This window comes from Blastococcus sp. TML/C7B, from assembly GCF_016612845.1.
Taxonomy (GTDB): domain Bacteria; phylum Actinomycetota; class Actinomycetes; order Mycobacteriales; family Geodermatophilaceae; genus Blastococcus.
Genome location: NZ_JAEOAA010000001.1, coordinates 1124111 through 1144381, shown reverse-complemented (window position 1 = coordinate 1144381; position 20271 = coordinate 1124111). Strand labels below are relative to the sequence as shown.

General features: G+C 74.9%; 16 protein-coding genes and 2 pseudogenes. 9 read left to right on the top strand and 9 right to left on the bottom strand.

The window, feature by feature from the left end; translation table 11 throughout:
• Nucleotides 1-35 precede the first annotated feature (35 nt).
• Both JKP76_RS05485 and JKP76_RS05480 read left to right on the top strand, forming a co-directional pair.
• A complete protein-coding gene (locus JKP76_RS05485; RefSeq protein WP_200489881.1) occupies nucleotides 36-347 on the top strand; it encodes a helix-turn-helix transcriptional regulator in 312 nt (103 codons plus the stop codon).
• Entirely contained in the window at nucleotides 332-721 is a 390-nt protein-coding gene (locus JKP76_RS05480; RefSeq protein WP_200489880.1) for a VOC family protein, read from the top strand. The genes JKP76_RS05485 and JKP76_RS05480 overlap by 16 nt, the downstream gene beginning before the upstream one ends.
• On the opposite strand, the gene JKP76_RS20405 is transcribed toward JKP76_RS05480, so the two are convergent.
• Together JKP76_RS20405 and JKP76_RS23285 are read right to left on the bottom strand one after the other, a co-directional pair.
• Nucleotides 722-1003: a hypothetical protein gene (locus JKP76_RS20405; RefSeq protein ID WP_242471194.1), complete on the bottom strand. Its 282-nt coding sequence runs from the start codon at nucleotides 1001-1003 to the stop codon at nucleotides 722-724.
• The gene (locus tag JKP76_RS23285) at nucleotides 921-2240 is read right to left on the bottom strand and encodes an LCP family protein (protein ID WP_309232854.1); all 1320 of its coding nucleotides are present in this window, start codon (nucleotides 2238-2240) and stop codon (nucleotides 921-923) included. Before JKP76_RS23285 ends, JKP76_RS20405 begins: the two co-directional genes overlap by 83 nt.
• 200 nt (nucleotides 2241-2440) lie before the next feature.
• Between JKP76_RS23285 and JKP76_RS05470 the strand changes: the two genes are divergently transcribed.
• From JKP76_RS05470 to JKP76_RS05455, 4 genes are all read left to right on the top strand, one after another.
• Nucleotides 2441-3391, top strand: a complete 951-nt coding sequence (locus JKP76_RS05470; RefSeq protein WP_200489879.1) for an acyl-ACP desaturase — start codon at nucleotides 2441-2443, stop codon at nucleotides 3389-3391.
• A 139-nt stretch (nucleotides 3392-3530) separates the two neighbouring features.
• On the top strand, nucleotides 3531-4334 hold the full coding sequence (locus JKP76_RS05465; protein WP_200489878.1) for an exodeoxyribonuclease III: 804 nt from the start codon (nucleotides 3531-3533) through the stop codon (nucleotides 4332-4334).
• Nucleotides 4335-4337: 3 nt separating this feature from the next.
• Complete coding sequence (gene yaaA / locus JKP76_RS05460) at nucleotides 4338-5084, top strand: peroxide stress protein YaaA (RefSeq protein WP_200489877.1); 747 nt, start codon at nucleotides 4338-4340, stop codon at nucleotides 5082-5084.
• Between the two features lie 165 nt (nucleotides 5085-5249).
• A complete protein-coding gene (locus tag JKP76_RS05455; protein WP_309229984.1) occupies nucleotides 5250-7409 on the top strand; it encodes a SpoIIE family protein phosphatase in 2160 nt (719 codons plus the stop codon).
• On the opposite strand, the gene JKP76_RS05450 is transcribed toward JKP76_RS05455, so the two are convergent.
• The 5 genes and pseudogenes from JKP76_RS05450 to JKP76_RS05440 all read right to left on the bottom strand — a co-directional run bounded on the left by JKP76_RS05450 (nucleotide 7406) and on the right by JKP76_RS05440 (nucleotide 14635).
• Entirely contained in the window at nucleotides 7406-9109 is a 1704-nt protein-coding gene (locus tag JKP76_RS05450; RefSeq protein WP_200489876.1) for a DEAD/DEAH box helicase, read from the bottom strand. The two genes, JKP76_RS05455 and JKP76_RS05450, sit on opposite strands and share 4 nt — an antisense overlap.
• Before the next feature lie 99 nt (nucleotides 9110-9208).
• On the bottom strand, nucleotides 9209-10252 hold the full coding sequence (locus JKP76_RS22175) for a hypothetical protein (protein WP_375335626.1): 1044 nt from the start codon (nucleotides 10250-10252) through the stop codon (nucleotides 9209-9211).
• 226 nt (nucleotides 10253-10478) lie between these two features.
• Nucleotides 10479-11798 (bottom strand): annotated as a pseudogene (locus tag JKP76_RS22170) (NAD-glutamate dehydrogenase domain-containing protein); the annotation flags it as partial.
• A gap of 211 nt (nucleotides 11799-12009) precedes the next feature.
• Nucleotides 12010-14184, bottom strand: a pseudogene (locus tag JKP76_RS22165) (NAD-glutamate dehydrogenase); the annotation flags it as partial.
• Nucleotides 14185-14263: 79 nt separating this feature from the next.
• Complete coding sequence (locus JKP76_RS05440) at nucleotides 14264-14635, bottom strand: phage holin family protein (protein ID WP_200489875.1); 372 nt, start codon at nucleotides 14633-14635, stop codon at nucleotides 14264-14266.
• A 184-nt stretch (nucleotides 14636-14819) separates the two neighbouring features.
• Between JKP76_RS05440 and JKP76_RS05435 the strand changes: the two genes are divergently transcribed.
• A complete protein-coding gene (locus tag JKP76_RS05435; RefSeq protein ID WP_200489874.1) occupies nucleotides 14820-16013 on the top strand; it encodes an ATP-binding protein in 1194 nt (397 codons plus the stop codon).
• A 71-nt stretch (nucleotides 16014-16084) separates the two neighbouring features.
• Here the strand turns inward: JKP76_RS05435 and JKP76_RS05430 are convergent, their stop codons facing one another.
• Nucleotides 16085-17296 (bottom strand): DUF222 domain-containing protein, encoded by a 1212-nt coding sequence (locus JKP76_RS05430; RefSeq protein WP_309232853.1) that lies wholly within the window; start codon nucleotides 17294-17296, stop codon nucleotides 16085-16087.
• Between the two features lie 375 nt (nucleotides 17297-17671).
• On the opposite strand from JKP76_RS05430, the gene JKP76_RS05425 reads away from it, so the two are divergent.
• Nucleotides 17672-18001 (top strand): hypothetical protein, encoded by a 330-nt coding sequence (locus JKP76_RS05425; protein WP_200489873.1) that lies wholly within the window; start codon nucleotides 17672-17674, stop codon nucleotides 17999-18001.
• 45 nt (nucleotides 18002-18046) lie between these two features.
• On the top strand, nucleotides 18047-18421 hold the full coding sequence (locus JKP76_RS05420; RefSeq protein ID WP_200489872.1) for a hypothetical protein: 375 nt from the start codon (nucleotides 18047-18049) through the stop codon (nucleotides 18419-18421).
• Here the strand turns inward: JKP76_RS05420 and JKP76_RS05415 are convergent.
• On the bottom strand, nucleotides 18418-20187 hold the full coding sequence (locus tag JKP76_RS05415) for a SpoIIE family protein phosphatase (RefSeq protein ID WP_200489871.1): 1770 nt from the start codon (nucleotides 20185-20187) through the stop codon (nucleotides 18418-18420). The genes JKP76_RS05420 and JKP76_RS05415 overlap by 4 nt on opposite strands.
• Between the last annotated feature and the right edge of the window lie 84 nt (nucleotides 20188-20271).

Below are 20271 nucleotides of genomic sequence, written 5' to 3'. Positions count from 1 at the left end.
GTCAGGCAAGCAGACGCTTGCCTATGGTGGCGCCCGTGGGCGATGTATTCCGGGCGCTCGCCGACCCCACCCGGCGCGCCATCCTCGACGAGCTCCAGGAGCGCTCCGGCCAGACGCTGTTCGAGCTGGTCAACCGGCTCGTCACGCGGCACGGCCTCTCCTCCACCCGCCAGGCGATCTCGCAGCACCTGGCCGTGCTCGAGGACGCCGGGCTGGTGCGGACCCGGCGCGAGGGCCGCTACAAGTTCCACGACCTGGACACCGCACCGCTGCGCGCCATCACCGACCGGTGGCGCCCACCCCGTGAGCACCCCGACCCCGAGGAGGACCCGTGCGCATCACCCTGACCAGCGTGTTCGTCGACGACCAGGAGAAGGCGCTGCGGTTCTACACCGACGTCCTCGGCTTCGTGGTGAAGAACGACGTCCCGATGGGCGTCCACCGCTGGCTCACCGTCGTCTCCCCCGAGCAGCCCGACGGCGTCGAGCTGGTCCTCGAGCCCGACGAGCACCCCGCGGCGCAGGCCTTCAAGCAGGGGCTGGTCGCCGACGGCATCCCCTACAACTCGTTCACCGTCCCCGACGTGCAGGCCGAGTTCGACCGGCTGACCGCGCTCGGCGTCCGCTTCACCCAGCCGCCCACCGAGATGGGGCCGGTCACCACCGCCGTCCTCGACGACACCTGCGGCAACCTGCTCCAGATCGCGGCGATGCAGGGCTAGCTAGCCGTTGCGGGTCGGCGGCTCTCCGGCCAGCAGCGCCAGCTCGGCCGCCTCGCGGTCGTAGGCGCAGGCGTCGCGGACGTCGCTGAGGACGACGTCGGCGTCGTCGTCGCCGGCCGTCGGCGGTGCGGACGGCGACGACGGCGGGGACGGCGCGGGCGAGGACGGGGTGGGCGCCGAGGTGGGGCCGTCGGGCGCGTCATCCCCGGCCGCACCGCCCTGGAGCGCCAGGAAGACCGTGCCGCGGATCCTGTCGTAGTCGGGGTAGGCCGGGCTGATCACCGAGTCGTCGAAGACCACGCTGCGGATGTCGGCGTCCTTCACCCGGAACGCCAGGTCCACGAAGTCGCCCAGCGCCGAGCGCGGGATGTCGGTGAAGACGACGTCCTTCGTGGTGCGCGCCAGCTGCTGGTACTTGCGCAGCAGGGTGATCGGGTCGGCGGCGTCGATGATCGCGTCGATCGTGCAGCGCTGCCGGTCCATCCGGTCGTAGTCGGTGAGGCCGAACCGGCCGCGCGCGAACGCCAGCGCGGTGGCGCCGTCCATGAACCGGTTCGGGCCGGGCGCGATGTAGTCGTCGGGCAGCGTGCCCAGCGTGGGCTCGCCGCCGATCGGCACCCAGTAGTTGGACGTCGACGGTGATCCCGCCGAGCGCGTCGACCAGCCGGCTGAAGCCGTCGAGGTTGATCAGCACGTAGTAGTCGATGTCCAGGCCGAGCGCCTCGCCGACGCCGAGCTTCAGCCAGTCCGCACCCGGGTTGTCCGTCGGGCCCAGGACGTCGGGGTGCATGGCCGGGCCGTTGCGGTAGACGGCGTTGAGCAGGCTCTCGCTCTCGCTGCCGGCGTCGAAGCCGTCGGGGTAGAGGTCTGCCAGCGGGCTGCTCTCCGGGAACGGCAGGTCCTCCAGGTTGCGCGGCAGGCTGAACAGCGTCGTCTCGCCGTCGTCGGTGTCGATGCTCGCGACGATGACGGTGTCGGTGCGGACGCCGTCGCGGCCCTCGCCGCCGTCCCCACCGAGCAGCAGGACGTTGATCCGCTCCTTGTCGCCGAACGGGTCGGAGTCGTCCTGGTCGACCGTCGCGGAGCGGCCGTCGTCGGTGAAGACGTCGCTGATCAGGTCGCGCTGGGTCAGGGCGACCTGCCCGGCCAGCGCCGCCGGCGCCAGCACCGCGGCGGCCAGCAGCAGCACCAGCCCGCCGCCGACGACCCGGCGCCCCCGCGAGGTGCCGCGCGGCAGCACGGCCAGGTAGCCCGTGACGACCACGGCGCTCCAGAGCAGCGCGCCGAGCGCGACGCCGCCCACGATCCACAGCAGGGACGACGTGTCGACGGCGGCCCGCAGCGCGGAGCGCTGCCCCCCGGTCGCGACCCACACCCCGCCCGCGGCGAGCAGCAGGAACACGCCGAGGACGACGCCGCCGAGCACGCGCCGGCCGGCGGCGAGGAAGGCGGTGCCGGGCAGGAGGGCGTTGAGCGCGGTCCAGCCGAGGGCGGCGCGGAAGCTGCCGGCCCGGTGCACCCCGCCATGGTCCCACCGATGCGGGCCCCCGGCCCGGGATCGGGGCGATCACCTGCCGGGTACCCCCGACCGGGCGACACGCCGGGAGCAGGCCCGGGCGCGTGCCCGGGCCGCGGGGTGGGCACCCCCCGGGTACGTGACCCGATGGTTACGGCCGCGTAGGTTACGACGGCGTAGGTCGAATCGACCCGGAGGTCCTCATGCCCCAGACATCCCCGCAGGCAGCGGTGCTGACCGAGCTCGAGCCGGTGGTCGCCGAGAACCTGGACCGGCACATCCGGATGGCCAAGGAGTGGCACCCGCACGACTACGTGCCGTGGGACGAGGGCCGCAACTTCGCCTTCCTCGGCGGCGAGGAATGGTCGCCCGAGCAGTCCCGGCTGGACCAGACCGCCAAGGCCGCGATGTTCGTCAACCTGCTGACCGAGGACAACCTGCCCAGCTACCACCGGGAGATCGCCACCCGCTTCGGCCGGGACGGCGCCTGGGGCCAGTGGGTCGGCCGCTGGACGGCCGAGGAGGGGCGGCACGGCGTCGCCCTGCGCGACTACCTCGTCGTCACCCGCGGCGTCGACCCGGTCGAGCTCGAGCGGGCCCGGATGGACTACATGACCACCGGCTACGACTCCGGCGACAAGAGCCCGCTGGAGGCGGTCGCCTACGTCTCGTTCCAGGAGCTGGCGACCCGCGTCTCGCACCGCAACACCGGCAAGGCCACCGGCGACCCGATCGCGGACAAGCTGCTGGCCCGCATCGCCACCGACGAGAACCTGCACATGATCTTCTACCGGAACCTGGTCACCGCGGCGTTCGACATCGACCCCGACGAGACGATGAAGGCCGTCGCCACCGAGGTGATGAACTTCGAGATGCCCGGCGCGAACATGGCGAACTTCCGGAAGAACTCCACGATCATCGCCAAGGCCGGCATCTACGACCTGCGCCTGCACCACGACGAGGTCGTCGCGCCGATCCTGCGCACCTGGAAGGTCTTCGAGCGCAGCGACCTCGGCCCCGAGGGCGAGCAGGCCCGCGAGCAGCTCGCCGAGTTCATGGCCGGTCTGGACGCCCAGGCGGACAAGTTCGTGGAGAGCCGCGAGCGGATGCGCGCCCGCATGGCCGCCAAGGGCGAGGTGCCCGTCCAGGTGTGAGGAGCGGGGGCTATGACATCGTCGGCCTCCGGCCGACACCGCGGCCACGAGCCGTCCCCCCGCTGAGCTGAGCGCCTCCGTCGCGCCTGCGCGGGGACCCTCCGGGCCCCCACTCGGCACGACCAGACACCATGGCCCCATGCGGATGGCGACCTGGAACGTGAACTCCATCCGGACGCGAGCGGACCGGGTGGCCGCGTTCCTGCAGCGGCACGACGTCGACGTGCTGGCGCTGCAGGAGACCAAGTGCCGGGACGACCAGTTCCCCGAGATGGTGTTCAGCGCGCTCGGCTACGAGGTCGCGCACGTCGGCCACTCGCAGTGGAACGGCGTCGCGGTGCTGTCCCGGATCGGGCTCGAGGACGTCGAGGTCGGCTTCCCCGGCATGCCGTCGTGGTCGTCCAAGGAGGGCGTGGACCCCGCGCCCGAGGCACGGGCGCTGGCCGCCACGTGCGGCGGCGTCCGGATCTGGAGCCTCTACGTGCCGAACGGCCGCACGCTGGCCGATCCGCACCTGCAGTACAAGCTCGAGTGGCTCGAGGCGCTCCGGGTCGCCGCGGGCGGCTGGGTGAAGGACGACCCCGAGGCGCCGATCGCGCTCGTCGGCGACTGGAACATCGCCCCGCAGGACGACGACGTCTGGGACATGTCGGTCTTCGCCCACTCCACGCACGTCTCCCCGCCCGAGCGCGCCGCCTTCCAGGCCGTCGTCGACGCCGGGTACGCCGACGTCGTCCGCCCGCTGGCGCCGGGTCCCGGCGTCTACACCTACTGGGACTACACGCAGCTGCGCTTCCCGCGACGCGAGGGCATGCGGATCGACTTCGTGCTGGGCTCCCCCGCGCTGGCCGGCCGGGTGACCGGCGCGCTCATCGACCGCGAGGAGCGCAAGGGCAAGGGCGCCAGCGACCACGCTCCCGTGCTCGTCGACCTGCGGGACTAATCGGTGCTCGTCCTCCTCCCGCCGTCGGAGACCAAGCACCCCGGTGGGGACGGCGCACCGCTCGACCTCGCCGCGCTGACCGCGCCGGAGCTCACCGGCGTCCGCACCGAGCTCGCCGAGGCGCTGGTGAAGCTGGCCGACGACGTCCCGGCGTCCCGCGCCGCGCTCGGCGTCTCGGCGAAGCAGGACGACGAGATCGCCCGCAACGCCGCGCTGTGGACCAGCCCCACGCTGCCGGCCCTGACGCGGTACACCGGCGTCCTCTACGACGCCCTCGACGTCGGCTCGCTCACCCGCGCGCAGCGGGCCCGCGCCAACGCGCGGCTGGCGGTCGGCTCGGCGCTGTTCGGGGTGGTCCGGGGCGGTGACCGCATCCCGGCGTACCGGCTCTCGGCGGGCTCCGCGCTCCCCGGCCTGCCCACCCTGCGCGCGCTGTGGCGGCCGGTCCTCGGCCCCGCGCTCGCCGCCGAGACCGGTCTCGTCGTCGACCTGCGCAGCGGCGCCTACGCCGCGCTGGCACCGGTCGAGGGCGCGGTCGCCGTCCAGGTGCTGAGCGAGCGCCCCGACGGCACCCGGGCCGTGGTCTCGCACTTCAACAAGGCCCACAAGGGAAGGCTGGCCCGCCTGCTCGCGACGACGACGGCCGAGCTCTCCGACGTGACCGGCCTGCGCCGGCTGCTCCGGCGCGCAGGGTTGCACGTGGAACACGACGGCGGGACGGCGCTCTCGCTGGTCGTCCCGACCACCTGATGCCACCCCCGGATCCGGCCGACTGATCCCGGCCACCGGACACGCCTCCCCGGTGGCTGTTTCACCGCGCCCCACCCCGTGGCATACCGTTCGCGGTACGGCGGGGGCTCCAGCACCGGGTTCCCTCCCCACCGGACCGGGTCGCCCCGGGCGAAAGGGCTCCTCGTGGACGCATCCCCCGACCGGACGACCGCCGCCGGCGCTCGTCCGGCAGCCGGGTCGTCCCTGGCGGAGGTGCGCGCGGAGCTCGCGGCCCTGCAGCGCCGCTACGAGAACGAGCGGCTGCGCTGGGAGCTGGCCAAGGAGGCCGGCGAGGTCGGCACCTTCGACTTCGCGCCGGCCACCGGCAAGCTGCTGTGGGACGAGCAGCTGCAGCGGATGTTCGGCTACGACCCGTCGACCTTCACGGAGTCGCTGGAAGCCTTCACCGCCCGCGTCCACCCCGACGACGAGCAGTGGCACGCCGACGCGCTGCAGGCCGCCGTCGACACCGTCGGCGAGTACGACGTCGAGTACCGGATCGTGCTGCCCGACGGCGAGACGCGCTGGATCCACGCCCGCGGCCGCCACCTCCCCGGTCCGGACGGCCGCACCGACCACCTCATCGGCGCCGCCTACGACACCACCGGCGAGCGCGAGGTCGCCACCCGCGTGACCCGGCTGCTCGAGGCCATGCCGGCCGGCTTCTACTCGCTGGACCCCGAGTGGCGGTTCACCCACGTGAACGCCCAGGCCGAGCGGCTCCTGGGGCAGAGCCGCGACGAACTGCTGGGTCAGATCATCTGGGAGGCCTTCCCGGCGACGGTCGGCGGCGTCTTCGAGGAGAGCTACCGGAAGGCCGTCAGCAGCGGTGAGCCCGTCGCCTTCGACGCCTACTACCCGGCGCCGCTGGACGGCTGGTTCGAGGTGCGGGCCTGGCCGACGCCCGACGGCCTCTCCGTCTACTTCCTGGAGGTCACCGAGCGCCGGCAGGCGCAGGAGCGCGCCGAGCGGTCGGCCCGGCAGCTCGCCATCCTCGCCCAGGTCAGCGCCGAGCTGGCGTCCACGCTGGACACCGTGGTCGCCGCCGCCCGGATCCCCCGGCTCGTGGTCCCGGCGCTGGCGGACTTCTGCCTGCTGACCGTGATCGGCGAGGACGGCGCCCCCCGCGACGTCGGCAGCTGGCACGTCGACCCCCGGGCGCGGCCCCTGCTGGAGCGGTACCGCGAGGTGCGGCTGGCTGCGATGCCGATGACCGCTCCCGTGGCCCGCGCTCTCCACACCGGTGAGGCGGCGACCTTCCGCGGCCGCGACGTCCTCACGGTGCTGGCCGATGGGCCCGCGCGCGAGCTGCTGACCCTGCTGGCGCCCAGCAGCGAGGTGGCGCTGCCGCTGCGGGCCCGGGGCCGCACGGTCGGTCTGCTCACGCTCTTCTACGCCGAGGGGAACTCCCCCAGCGCCGACGACGTCACCGTGGCCCAGGAGGTCGCCGACCGCGCCGGCCTGGCCCTGGACAACGCCCGGCTGTTCAGCGCGCAGCAGCAGCTGGCCGAGGGCCTGCAACGCAGCATGCTCACCGAGCCCCCCGAGCCCGACCACGCCGAGATCGCCGTGCGCTACCTGCCGGCGGCCGAGGCCGCTCGCGTCGGGGGCGACTGGTACGACGCGTTCCTGCAGCCCTGCGGGACGACGATGCTGGTCATCGGCGACGTCGTCGGGCACGACACCGAGGCGGCCGCGGCCATGGGCCAGCTGCGCTCGCTGCTGCGGGGCATCGCGACCTACAGCGACGCCGCCCCCGTCGAGGTGCTGCGCGGGCTGGACGCCGCGATGGCGACCCTCCAGGTGGACACGTTGGCCACCGCCGCCGTCGCCCGCTTCGAGCAGACGCCCGAGGAGGTCGAGCGCGGCATCACCCGCATGCGGTGGGCCAACGCCGGGCACCTGCCGCCGCTGGTCGCGAACCCCGACGGCAGCGTCGCGGAGCTGGCCCCCTGGGTGGGCGACCTCATGCTCGGCGTCGACGCCACCACCGATCGGCACGAGTCGGTGGTCGCCCTCGACCGCGGCTCCACCGTGCTGCTCTACACCGACGGGCTGGTCGAGCGCCGCGACGCCGACCTCGACCAGGGCCTGCTCCGGCTGCGGGACGAGCTCGCCCAGCTGGCCGACCGTCCTCTCGGCGAGCTGCTCGACGAGCTCATCGAGCGCCTGGTGCAGGGCAGGCCCGAGGACGACGTCGCACTGGTGGCCGTGCGGCTGCACCCGCAGGACCGGCCCCGTCCGGCCGTGGCGGGTCCCAACCGCGTGCCGCCGACCGTTCCCCCGGATCCCGCCGAGGCCTAGGCCCGGTCGCGCCGGACGGTCGCCTTGCGGCCCTTGATCATCGTGGCCCGCAGGGCCTGCACGACCTCGTCGGCCGCGGGCTCGGGGATCTCCACCAGGGCGAACCGCTGGTGGATCTCGATCGAGCCGATGTCCTTGCCGCGCAGCCCCGACTCGCCGGTGATGGCGCCGACCAGGTCGCCGGGCCGGATGCCGGCCTCGCGGCCCAGGCCCACGAAGAGCTTCGCCGTCGGGCCGGCCGGTCCGCGGCGGGCCGGCCGCTCGCCGCGGGCGCCGCTGCCACCGGCGCCGCGGGCGTTGTCGCGCTCGGGCCGGAAGCCGACCTGCGGGATCTCCTCGTCGTCGTCGGCGCCACCGACGGCCTCGTGCGCCAGCTTGACCGCGGCCAGCGCCACCTCCATGAGGTCGAACTCGTCCGCCAGCGTCTCGACGACGACGCGGAAGCGGTCCAGCTCGTCGCCGAGCAGGCTCTCCCGCAGCGCGGCGCGGGTGAGGTCCAGCCGGCGGGCGCGCAGGTCGGCGACGGTCGGGACGGTCTGCACCGAGATGGTCGCGCCGGCGACCTTCTCGATCGTCTTGAGCATCCGGTGCTCGCGCGGCTCGGCCAGCGTGATGGCCACGCCCTCGCGCCCGGCCCGGCCCACGCGGCCGATCCGGTGCACGTAGGACTCCGGCGCCGAGGGGACGTCGTAGTTGACGACGTGGGTGAGCTGCTCGATGTCCAGGCCGCGGGCGGCGACGTCGGTGGCGACCAGCAGGTCCGCCGTCCCGCTGCGCAGCCGGCCCATCACCTTGTCCCGCTGCTCCTGGCTCATGCCGCCGTGCAGCGGCTCGGCGCGGTAGCCGCGGCCGTTGAGCGTCTCGGTGAGGGTGTCGACCTCCTCGCGGGTGCGGCAGAAGACGATCGCCGCCGTCGGCGCCTCGATGTCGAGGATCCGGCCGAGCGCGGCAGGCTTCGCCCCGCGGGGGACGACGTAGGCGGTCTGCCGCACGCGCGGCGCCTCGCCGGCCGCCGCCCGCTCCTTGGCGATGGTGATGCGGGCGGGGTCGCGGAGGTGGCGGCGGGCCAGCGCGTCCAGCCGGCGCGGCATCGTGGCGGAGAAGAGCACGGTCTGCCGCTGCTCCGGGGTGGCGTCGAGGATCGCGTCGAGGTCCTCGGCGAAGCCCATGTCGAGCATCTCGTCGGCCTCGTCGAGCACGACGGTGGCGATCTCGTCCAGCCGCAGGCTGCCGCGGTTGAGCAGGTCCAGCGCACGTCCGGGCGTGGCGACGACGACGTCGACGCCCGCCTCGAGCGAGCGCAGCTGGCGGACGATCGGCGCACCGCCGTAGACCGGCAGCACGCGGGCGCCGAGGTCCTTGCCGTAGCGGTGGAAGGCCTCCGACACCTGGACGGCGAGCTCACGGGTGGGCACCAGCACGAGCGCCACCGGGGCGCGGCCGCCGCGGTGCGCCTCGAGGCGCTGGAGCACCGGCAGCGAGAAAGCGGCCGTCTTGCCGGTGCCGGTGGCGGCCTGGCCCAGCAGATCGCGCCCCTCCGCGACCAGCGGGATCGCCTCCAGCTGGATCGGCGTGGGCTCCTCGTAGCCGAGGGCGGTGAGCGCCTGGAGCAGCTCGGGGCGCAGGCCGAGGTCGGCGAAGGTGGGGCCGTCCTGGGAGCCGTCGTCCTGCGGGTCGGTCGTCGGTGCGTCGGTGTTCATCGCCGTCCATGGTCCCCTGCCCGGGGCCCGGGATCCCCTCTGACCCCTTCTACCGATCTCTAGCTGCACCGCTAGACGACCCGAGACGCCCCGATAGCGTCACGGGCGGGGCAGCCGGCGGGCCTCGCGGCGGCGACGCAGGCCGCGCAGGGTGCGCACCGCGACGAGCAGCTCGGCCAGCTCCTGCCGCTCGCCGCCGGCGATGTCGGCCAGCTGGGCGGCCGCGCGCTCCTGCGCGGCGTCCCAGCCCTCCACCCACCCCGCGACCAGCGCCCGCGGGTCGTCGTCGTCCCCGGCGCGCAGGGTGAGCACGTCCTCGGTGAGCGAGGCCTGCTCCAGCGCCAGGTCGTCGCGCAGGGTGGCCCGCGCCATCGAGGGCCAGCGCCGGTCGCGCGGCAGCGCGGTGATCAGCTCGCGCAGCGGCACCAGGCCCAGGCGCTCGGCCAGGCAGGCCATGACCCGGCCCGCGAGGTCGACCGGCGCCCCGGTGCGCTCGGCGACGACGGCGAGGTCGAGGGCTGCGGGCAGCAGCGGCGCGGCGGCGATCTCGGCGGCCAGCTCCGCGGGCACCCCGGCCTCCTGCAGCTGCGCGGTCCGGGCGGCGTGCGCCTCGGCCTCCGCGCCCAGCAGCCAGCCGGGCAGGCCCGCGCGCACCGCGGCCACCGGGGCTGCGAACCGGTCCGTCACGGCTCCCAGGGGCAGCGGCGGCTCGGCGGTCACGTCGCGCTGCCGCAGCAGCCAGCGGGCACCCCGTTCGGCCAGCCGGCCGACCTCGGCCCGCAGCTCCACCTGGACGGCGGCGGGCACCGCGTTGTCCAGCGGGCGGGCGGCGTCCCACAGCCGGTCGACGTCGAACACGGCGCGGGCGATCGCGTGCGCCCGGACGGCGGTGGCCGCCGGCACGCCGGTCTCCTCCGCGAGCCGGTAGAGCCCGGTGACGCCGGCGACGTCGACGGCGCGGTTGGTCAGCGCGGTGGCGACGATCTCGCGGCGCAGCGGGTGCCCGGCGATCGCGTCGGGGAAGCGCTCGCGCAGCGGCCGGGGGAAGTAGCCGGCCAGCAGGTGCCCGAACGCGGGGTCGTCCGGCAGGGTCGAGTCGAGCACGGCCGCACCGGTGTCGAGCTTGGCGTAGGCGAGCAGCACCGACAGCTCGGGGCCGGTCAGGCCGTGCCCGTCGCGGCGGCGCTCGGCGAGCTGCCGGTCGTCGGGCAGCGCCTCGACCGCACGCTGCAGCCGGCGCGGAGCGCTCCAGGGCCCGCAGGAACCGCTCGTGCGCGTCGAGCATCTGCCGCGCGGTCGCCGTCTCCCCCGCCAGCACCGCGTTCTGCGCGTGGTTGTGGGTGAGGACGGCGGCGGCCACCTCGTCGGTCATCTCCAGCAGCAGCGCCGCCCTGCCCTCGGCGTCCAGCGCGCCCGCGTCCACCGCGGCGTTCAGCGCGATCTTGATGTTGACCTCGTGGTCGGAGGTGTCGACGCCGGCGGAGTTGTCGATCGCGTCGGTGTTCACCCGCCCACCGGCCAGGGCGTACTCGATCCGGCCGCGCTGGGTGAGCCCGAGGTTGCCGCCCTCCCCCACCACCCGTGCGCGCAGCTGCCGGCCGTCGACCCGCACGGCGTCGTTGGCCTTGTCGCCCACGTCGGCGGCGCTCTCGCCGGCGGCCTTCACGTAGGTGCCGATGCCGCCGTTGAACAGCAGGTCGACGGGCGCCAGCAGCACCGCGCGGATCAGCTCCTCGGGGCTGAGCGCCGTCACGTCGTCGGCCAGGCCGAGGGCGCCGCGCATCTCCGGCGACACCGGCACCGACTTCGCCGTCCGCGGCCACACCCCGCCACCGGCGCTGATCAGCCCGGCGTCGTAGTCCGCCCACGACGAGCGGGGCAGCGCGAACAGCCGCCGCCGCTCGGCGTAGGACGGCGCGGCGTCCGGCGTGGGGTCGACGAACACGTGCCGGTGGTCGAACGCGGCGACCAGCCGGATGTGCTCGGAGAGCAGCATCCCGTTGCCGAAGACGTCGCCGGACATGTCGCCGATGCCGACGACGGTGAACTCCTCGCGCTGCACGTCCAGGTCCAGCTCTCGGAAGTGCCGCGTGACCGACTCCCAGGCGCCGCGGGCGGTGATGCCCATGGCCTTGTGGTCGTAGCCGACCGAGCCCCCGGACGCGAAGGCGTCGCCCAGCCAGTAACCGCGCTCGAGGGCGATCGAGTTGGCCAGGTCGGAGAAGGTCGCCGTCCCCTTGTCGGCGGCGACGACGAGGTAGGTGTCGTCGCCGTCGTGCCGGACCACCCGCTCGGCGGGGACGACGCTGCCCTCGGAGAGGTTGTCGGTGAGCGCGAGCAGCGCGCCGATGAAGATGCGGTAGCAGGCCTGGCCCTCGGCGAGCTGCGCCTCGCGGGAGGGATCGGCGGGCGGGCGCTTCACCACGAACCCGCCCTTGGCGCCCGTCGGCACGATGACGGTGTTCTTCACCATCTGCGCCTTGACCAGGCCGAGGATCTCGGTGCGCAGGTCCTCCCGGCGGTCGGACCAGCGCAGCCCGCCGCGGGCGACCGCGCCGAACCGCAGGTGGACGCCCATCACCCGCGGCGAGCTGACCCACACCTCGCGGGCCGGGCGCGGTTCGGGCAGGTCGGGCACCGACGCCGGGTCCAGCTTGAGCGCCAGCACGGGATGCGGCGGGGCGGACATCGCGTAGTACGTCGTCCGCTGGGTGGCGGTGATCGCGGCGAGCAGGGCGGGAGAGCACGCGGTCGGCGTCGAGCGAGGCGACCTCGCCGATCGACTGCCGCAGCGAGTCGGCGAGCACCGCCTGCCGCTCCTCGCGGCCCCCGGCCACCCGCGGCGAGAACCGGGCCTCGAACAGCGCCACCAGCCGCGCCACGACGTCGGGGTGGGCGGCCAGCGTCGACTCGACGTAGGCCTGGCTGAACGGCAGCCCCGCCTGGCGCAGCCACTGCACGTAGGCACGCAGGACGCCGACCTGCCGCCAGTTCAGCCCGGCCAGCAGCACCAGCGCCCCGAGGCCGTCGTCCTCGGCGTCGCCGCGCCAGACGGCGTCCAGGGCGTCGGTGAACCGCTCGGGAAGCGAGCGCAGCAGCGGCAGCTCCCCCGTCGCGCTCCCCGCCGGGACGGCGACCCCGAAGTCGTAGATCCAGGACAGCCGGCTGCCGATCCGGTCGATCTCGTAGGGCCGCTCGTCGACGACGGAGACGCCCATGTGCTGGAGCAGCGGCAGCACGTCGGAGAGCAGCAGCCGCTCCCCCGCGCGGTAGATCGTCAGCCGGCGCTCCCCCGGGGCGGCGCCGGCCGGCACCCAGAGTCGCAGCGACAGCTCCCCCGCGGCCAGCCCGTCGAGCACCTCGAGGTCGGCGACGGCGCGGTCGGCCGGGAAGTCCTCCTGGTAGGCGGCGGGGAAGGCGTCCGCCACCCGCGCGAACAGCCGCTCCCCCTCGGCGCCGTGGCGGGCGGTGAGGGCGTCGGCGAGGTCGTCGGTCCAGCTGCGGGCCGCCGCGGCCAGCGCCGCCTGCAGGGCGTCGGCGTCCACGCCGGCCGGCGCCGGGAGGCCGGTCCGGCCGACCGGCAGCCGGACGACGAAGTGCAGCCGGGCCAGCACCGACTCGGTGGACCGCGCGGTGAACTCGACGCTGGTGCCCCCCAGCCGCTCCAGCAGCAGCTGCTGCATCGCCAGCCGGACCTCGGTCGTGTACCGGTCGCGGGGCAGGTAGACGACCGCCGACCAGAAGCGGCCGGCGGCGTCCTGCCGCAGGAACAGCCGGGTCTGCCGGCGTTCCTGGAGGTGGAGGACGGCGTCGGCGACCGGCAGCAGCTCGTCGGCGCCCAGCTGGAGCAGCTCGTCGCGCGGGTAGGTCTCCAGGACCTCCAGCAGCTCCTTGCCGGTGTGGCTGTCCGCGGGCACCCCGGCGCGGGCGATCACCTCGGCGACGCGGCGGCGCAGGAGCGGGACGTCGAGCACGCCGGCGGAGTACGCGGTGGAGGTGAACAGCCCGACGAAGCGGTGCTGCCGGCTGCCGCCGGCGCGGTCACCGCCGCTGTCCCCGGCGGGCAGGGTGACCGCGATCAGGTCCAGCCAGGTGCGGCGGTGCACCGTCGAGCGCGCGTCGGCCTTGGTCACCGTCAGCAGGTGCCGGCCGGGCACCGAGGCGGCCTCCGGGGTGGTGCCGGTGCGGCCGGGGGCGGGGTCGCTGCGCAGCACGCCCAGCCCGCTGCCGGCCACGGGCCGGGCCGGGCGGCGCTCCTCCCCCGCCGGGCCCAGGTCGACGTCCCGGGCGCCGAGCAGGACGACGTTGCCCTCGGCCGCCCAGCGCAACAGCGCAGCCGCCTCGGCCGGGTCGTCGGCGGGATCGGGAGCGTCCGCGGGGTCGGCCGCCGCCGGGACGGCCGGGAGACCGTCGAGGGCGCTCGCGAGCTCCAGCAGCCGGGCGCGCAGCCGCGGGCCGTCCTCGAACACCGCGCGCACGTCGTCGAGCACCGTGCGCAGGCCGGCCACGAGGTCGCCCTCCGCCTCGTCGTCCAGCGGCCCGTCGAGCACCACCGCCATCCACGACTCGGCGACGGCGTCGGCGCCGCAGCCCTCCGGGGTGGCGCTGTCGCAGAAGGCCAGCAGCCGGCCGCGGACGTCGCGGCGCACCACGAGCACCGGGTGGACGACGTGCGCGATCTCCACGCCCTGCCGGACCACCTCGGCGGTGACCGAGTCGACCAGGAACGGCATGTCGTCGGTGACCAGCCGGAGGACGGCGACGCCCTCGGACGAGCGGACGACGTCGACCAGCACGCCACCGGACGGGCGGGTCCGCGCCGCCGTCACGTGCCCCAGGGCCAGCGCGGCCAGCTCGCGGGGTGCCCGGCCGAGGACCTCGGCCGAGGGCTCGCTCCAGTAGTAGCGGCGCAGCAGCGCCGGGACGTCGTCGGCGGTGCAGCCCGCGGGGAACTCGGCGTCCGGGCCGAGCTCGGCCACCGCCGCCCGCGCGGCCTCCTCCAGCAGGCGCCGCTTCTGCTCGCGGGCCGCCTCCAGGGCGGCCAGCTCGGTCAGGGAGCCGGGGGTGCTCGCCATGGTCCGGACGCTACTGCGCCGGAACGGGGTCAGCAGGTCAGCGGCCGGGGCTCAGCGGCCGGGGCTCAGCGGTCGAGGCTCAGCGGTCGAGGACCTGGTCGGCCGCCCAGCCGGCGACGGCCAGGATCAGGCCGCCGATGATCGCCGTCCCGAAGCCGTCGATGCTGAGCCGGTCGGTGATCGCCGCCGTGAGCCCGAGCAGCGCCGCGTTGATGACCAGCAGGAACAGGCCCAGGGTCAGCAGCACGAACGGCAGCGAGAGCAGCCGCAGCACCGGCCCGACGATCGCGTTGACGACGCCGAAGATCAGCCCGATCCACAGGTAGGTGCCGTACTCGCCGAGCGGGCCGTCCGGGTTCGGGTCGACGTGGAGGCCGGGGAGCACCTCGAAGTAGGTCAGCCCGTAGAAGACCGCGCCGAGGATGACCACCTTGAGGAAGAACTTGATCACGACGGCGACGCTAGCGCTCGCCGGCGTCCAGTACGGGGATCTGCGCCCGTCTCGGGCTCTCTAGAGTCGTGTCTAGACGGCCGCAGACGGACCTCGACGGCTCCCGGTCGGCGTCCGCGACACGCGCTAGGTCGTTCTACCGATGTCTAGGGCGATCGCTAGACGACGGCATACCGTGCTCGACATGGATCCCGTGCGGAACCCCTACGCCCCCGGCGCCGGGCAGCGCCCCCCGGAGCTGGCCGGCCGCGACACCGAGCTCTCCGCCTTCGACGTGGTGCTCGAGCGGATTGCGCACGGCCGCCCCGAGCGCTCGCTGGTGCTCACCGGGCTGCGCGGCGTCGGCAAGACCGTGCTGCTCAACCAGCTGCGGTCGGCGGCGATCTCGCGCGGCTGGGGCACCGGCAAGATCGAGGCCCGGCCGGAACAGTCGCTGCGGCGCCCGGTCTCCTCCGCCCTGCACATGGCGCTGCGCGAGCTCGGCCCCCGGCACGGCGACCAGGAGTCCGTCGCCGAGGTGCTCGGCGTGGTCAAGGCGTTCGCGCAACGGGTCACGCCGGCCGACGCCAAAGTCCGCGACCGCTGGCAGCCCGGCATCGACGTTCCCGCCGCGACCGGGCGGGCCGACTCCGGCGACATGGAGATCGACCTGGTCGAGCTGCTCAGCGACGCGGCCGGCGTCGCCGCCGACATCGGCAGCGGGATCGCGCTGTTCATCGACGAGATGCAGGACGTGCAGCCCGACGACGTCTCCGCCATCTGCGCCGCCTGCCACGAGCTCTCCCAGCAGGGGGCGCCGCTGATCGTCGTCGGCGCGGGCCTCCCCCACCTGCCGGCCGTGCTGAGCGCCTCGAAGAGCTACTCCGAGCGGCTGTTCCGGTACCTGCGCATCGACCGGCTTGAGCGGGACGCTGCCGACCGCGCCCTGATCGCCCCCGCCGAGCGCGAGGGCGTCGAGTTCGCGCCGGGCGCGCTGGACGCCCTCTACGAGGCCGCCGACGGCTACCCCTACTTCGTCCAGGCATACGGCAAGGTCACCTGGGACGTCGCGGCCGCCTCCCCCATCACCACCGACGACGTCGCCATGGCCGCGCCGGTCGCCGAGGCGGAGCTCGCGGTGGGCTTCTTCGGCTCCCGCTACGACCGGGCCACCCCCGCCGAGCGCGAGTACATGCACGCCATGGCCGAGCTCGGCGGCCCCGGCGGGGCCCCGGTGGCGACGTCCGAGGTCGCGGTCTCCCTCGGCCGCAAACCCGCGTCCCTCTCCCCCGCGCGCGACTCGCTGATCAAGAAGGGCCTCGTGTACTCCGCCGAGCGCGGCCAGATCGCGTTCACCGTGCCGCACTTCGGCCGCTACCTGCTGCGCCACCCCGACTGACCCCCGTAGGGCAGAAATGGCCTTTCTGCCCTACGGCGGGCGCTGCGACGACACCGGGAGCGACGACGTGGTCAGAACGGTGGCGGGTCGTCGGCGGGGTCGGGTGGTGAGGGTGGTGGTTCCGGTGGGCGCAGGCCCGGTGGGCGGGTCGTGCGGGTGATGCCCGAGGGGCTGGTCACGTGCAGCGTGCCGTCGGGGTCCATGCGGAACCGCCAGCCGCGGGCGAAGGTCTTCAGCCGGTGGTGGGAGCGGCAGGCGCAGCACAGGTTCGCGCACGACGTCGCCCCACCCTCGGCGTGCGCGACCACGTGGTCCAGGTCGGCCCAGCCGACCCGCTGCCCGCAGTTCGGCATCCGGCAGCGCCGGTCCCGGGTGGCGACGAACCGCCGCTGCCCCGCCCGCGGCTCGTAGCCGGCGGTGTCCTCCGGCACCCCCAGCACGGCGCAGCCACAGCCATCGTCAGCGTCGGCGTCGGCGTCGGCGTCGGGGTGCTGCGGGCAGCCCTTCGCCGCCAGGCGGGCGAGTTCCCCGGCGGTCACCGTGGCCAGCAGCCGCCCCCGCTGATCGGTGAGCGCGAACGACAGCGACCCCCCGGCCGGCGTGGTCAACCCCAGCGCCTCCACCCGGGCCAGCAGCTCGCGCAGCTGCGCGGCGGTGACCGCGAACCCCGCGACCTCACCGCCCGCGGCGGTGTCCCCGGCCAGACCGTCCAAAGCGGCGGTCACGGTCAGCTGCACCGACACCCCACCCAGCCCGTGATCGGCCGGACGCAGGATCAGCATCGCCATCACCGCCGCGCGGATCTGCCCGATCGGCCGTTCGTCGCCGTCGGCCTTCGCCATCGCCGCCAGCTGGTCGATCACCGCGTAGCAGGCCGCCGCCTCCTCGACGGTCAGCTCACCGGTCAGCGTGGCCATGCCGTCCACGGTGGGCGCCACCCGCACGTCGGCGGCCCGCTGCGCCTCCGCCCGCCGCTCCTCCACCGCCGCCGCGTCCAGCTCGGCCAGCAGCGCCAGCGCCCGCTCCCGCAGCCGCGCCAGCGACAACTCCCCCGCCCCCGGCAGCAGCGCGGCCTCCACCGCCTGCGCCAGCGCCGGCGTCGTGGCCTGCAGCGCATCGGCCAGCACCCCGGCCCGCCGCTCGTCGATCTCCCCCCGCCGCAACAACGCGAAGGTGGCCGGCAGGTTGTCCCGCCAGGTGAACGCCCGCCGCGCCCGGAACGCCGCCGTCCCCCGCCCCAGGTTCAGCGCGTGCGCCACCTCCTCGACGAAGAACTCGCTCACCCCGGCGAACTCCGGATCGGTCTTCCGCCAACTCCGCCGCCGCGCACCCGGCCGTCCCCGGTGCCGGGTCGTCGGTGTCGGGACGCAGCTCCGCCAACCGCAGGATCAGCAGCGCCTCCCGCGCGGTCTGCCGCGCCCGGTCCCGCTCGATCCGGCCCAGCTCCCCGGCCACCTGCACGTCATCCAGCCACTCGGCCGGCAGGTCCAGGTGCGCCTCCGGCCGGGCAGCCACCCAGTCGATGAGCATCCCCTCCACCACGGAGGTCCCCGCCAACGTCTGCACACCACGAAGCTACGGACGGGGTCTGACAGTTCTCGCTGGTCCGGCGGGCGCCCCGGGGTTGGTCCGGCCGCCCGCGGGGCACGGCTCGGCCCGTGCCGACGTGGGCGGAAGCGGGGCTGTGGGGGCTGCTGGGCGGGGGTGCGCTGGTCCTCGGCGCGCTGATCGCCTGGTTCGTGCGGGTGCCGCAGAAGGTCGTCGCCTCCGTGATGGCCTTCGGCTCCGGCGTCCTCATCTCCGCCGTCGCGTTCGACCTCATGGAGGAGGCGGCGGACACCGGGGGGCTCACCGCCACCGCCATCGGCTTCCTGACCGGCGCGGTCGTCTACCTCGCCGCCAACCTCCTCCTCGCCCGACGCGGTGCCCGCCACCGCAAGCGGTCGGGGGCCCAGCAGCCGTCGGAGTCCGAGCAGTCCGGCAGCTGAGCGGCGATCGCCATCGGCGCGCTGCTCGACGGCATCCCCGAATCGGTGGTCCTGGGGCTGGGACTGATCGGTGGCGGGTCGGTGAGCCTGTCGGTGCTGGCCGCCGTCTTCATCTCCAACGTGCCCGAGGGCCTGTCCAGCGCCGCGGGCATGAAGAACAGCGGGCGCTCCGCGCGCTACGTCTTCGGCGTCTGGGGCGGCATCGCGCTGGTCAGCGCGCTGGCGGCGCTGCTCGGCTACGCCCTGCTCGGGGGCGCACCACCCGAGGCCGTCGCCGTCATCACGGCGATCGCGGCCGGCGCCATCCTCACCATGATCGCCGACACGATGATCCCCGAGGCGTTCGAGGACACCCACGCCTGGACCGGGCTGATCACCACGGTCGGCTTCCTCACGGCCTTCGCGATCAGCCTCGCCTAAGGGGCGGGCAGCGCCACCGGGAGCACCTCCGGACCGGCCTCCGCGGGCCGCTCGGCGGCCAGCGGGTGCACCCGGACTGCCAGGACGGCGACGTCGTCCTCCACGTCGGGGCCGAGCATCCCGGCCAGGAGCCGGTCGCACAGCTCGTCCAGCGGCAGCCCCGCCGAGCGGGCGACGAGGTCGCGCAGCACGTCACGCCCCTCGTCCAGCAGCATGCTGCGCCGCTCGAAGAGCCCGTCGGTGAACAGCAGCAGCGTGCTGCCGTCGGGCAGCGGGCAGGTCGCGTCGGTGCGCGGACCCAGCCAGCCGATGCCGACCGGCGGCCCCACCGGCGCCGAGAGGTCGAGCACCGTGCCGTCGTCGAGCAGCAGGAGTGGATCGGGGTGCCCGGCGGTCGCCCAGCGCAGCCGGCGGGCGGGGCGGCCGTCGTCGTCGACGCCGAGCTCGATCCGGGCGACCAGCGCCGTCGCCATCGCCGGCACGTCCAGCCCGACCATCGCGTGGTCGACCCGACGCAGCAGCCCGGCGGGGGCGTCCCGGCGGTCGTAGCCGATGCCGCGCACCAGGGTCTTGACCTGGCCCATCGCGGCCGCGGCGTCGATGTCGTGCCCCATGACGTCGCCGATGACCAGCACCGTGTCGCCGTCGGGCTGCAGGAACGCGTCGTACCAGTCGCCGCCGATCGCGATGCCCTGCGTCGCCGGCCGGTAGCGCACGGAGAGCTCGAGGGCGTCGGGCTGCACGGGCGGGGAGAGCAGGCTCAGCTGCAGCCGTTCGGCCACCTGCTGCTGGGCGGCGGCGAGCCGGGCGTTGTCCAGCGCGAGCGCCGCGCGGCGGCAGGCGATCTCCGCCGTCCGCAGCTCGACGGGGGTGTGCGCGCCGCGGTCGCGGCCGTTGACCAGCGTGATGCCACCGATCACCTCACCGCGCGCCACGAGGGGGAACGCCGCAGCCGCGGCCGGGGCGAGCGGCTCCAGCGCGGTCCGCGCCTCCTCGAGCGGGACCATCGCGTGCACGAACTCGGGGGTGAGCTCGGGCAGCACGATCGGCTTCGGGTCGCGCAGCAGGGCCTGCACGGGCGCCGTCGCCGCGGTGCCCGCGATCCGCAGGTCCGCATAGCGGTGCATCGCCGGCGCCAGCTCCGGGTCGCGGTGCGCGCGGCCGACGTCCCGGCGCGTCCCGTCCGGGTCGAGGACGGTGACGATGCACCAGTCGGCCAGCTGCGGGACGACGAGCTCGGCGAAGCGCTGGACGGCCTCGTCGGTGTCGATCGTGGAGGTCATGGCCAGGTTGATGTCGCCCAGCAGCATGAGGTGCCGGCCGGCCCGCTCGGCGTCGCGCGCGGCGGAGGCGGCGGCCGCGGCCGCCTGCTCGCGGGCGTCGACCGCCGCGGCCCGCTCCTCGGCGATGCGGCGCTGCTCGGTGACGTCGTCGTAGGTGACGACGAGCCCGGCCCCGGTGAGGAAGGCGTCGGCGCGGAACCACTTGCCCAGCGGGCCGAACCACGCCTCGGTGCCGCCGGTGCCCCCGGTCGCCCGCACCTCCCGGTAGAGCGCCTCGAACGGCCCGCCCACGGCCTCGGGGAACTCCAGCCAGATGTCCCGGCCGAGCAGCCCCTCGACCGTCCGGTCGAGCACCCGGGCGCCGGCCGGGTTGACGTAGCGGAACCGCCACTCCTCGTCCAGGACGAACATCGGCCGCTGCATGCCGGCGACGGCCTGCAGCAGCAGGTCGCCCGGCATCGGGGCCGATTCGTCCGGGATCACGGCGCCCACTGTGCCCCATGCCGGGGTCGCCGCCTCACGAGCGACGGCCGGGAGGCCGCGGAAATCACCCCTGGTGAGCAGGAC

Excerpts from the sequence above, each read along its gene's own strand:
- JKP76_RS05470 (WP_200489879.1), top strand. The coding sequence starts at position 2,441 with ATGCCCCAGACATCCCCGCAGGCAGCGGTGCTGACCGAGCTCGAGCCG.
- JKP76_RS05465 (WP_200489878.1), top strand. The coding sequence starts at position 3,531 with ATGCGGATGGCGACCTGGAACGTGAACTCCATCCGGACGCGAGCGGAC.
- JKP76_RS05450 (WP_200489876.1), bottom strand. The coding sequence starts at position 9,109 with ATGAACACCGACGCACCGACGACCGACCCGCAGGACGACGGCTCCCAG.
- JKP76_RS05435 (WP_200489874.1), top strand. The coding sequence starts at position 14,820 with ATGGATCCCGTGCGGAACCCCTACGCCCCCGGCGCCGGGCAGCGCCCC.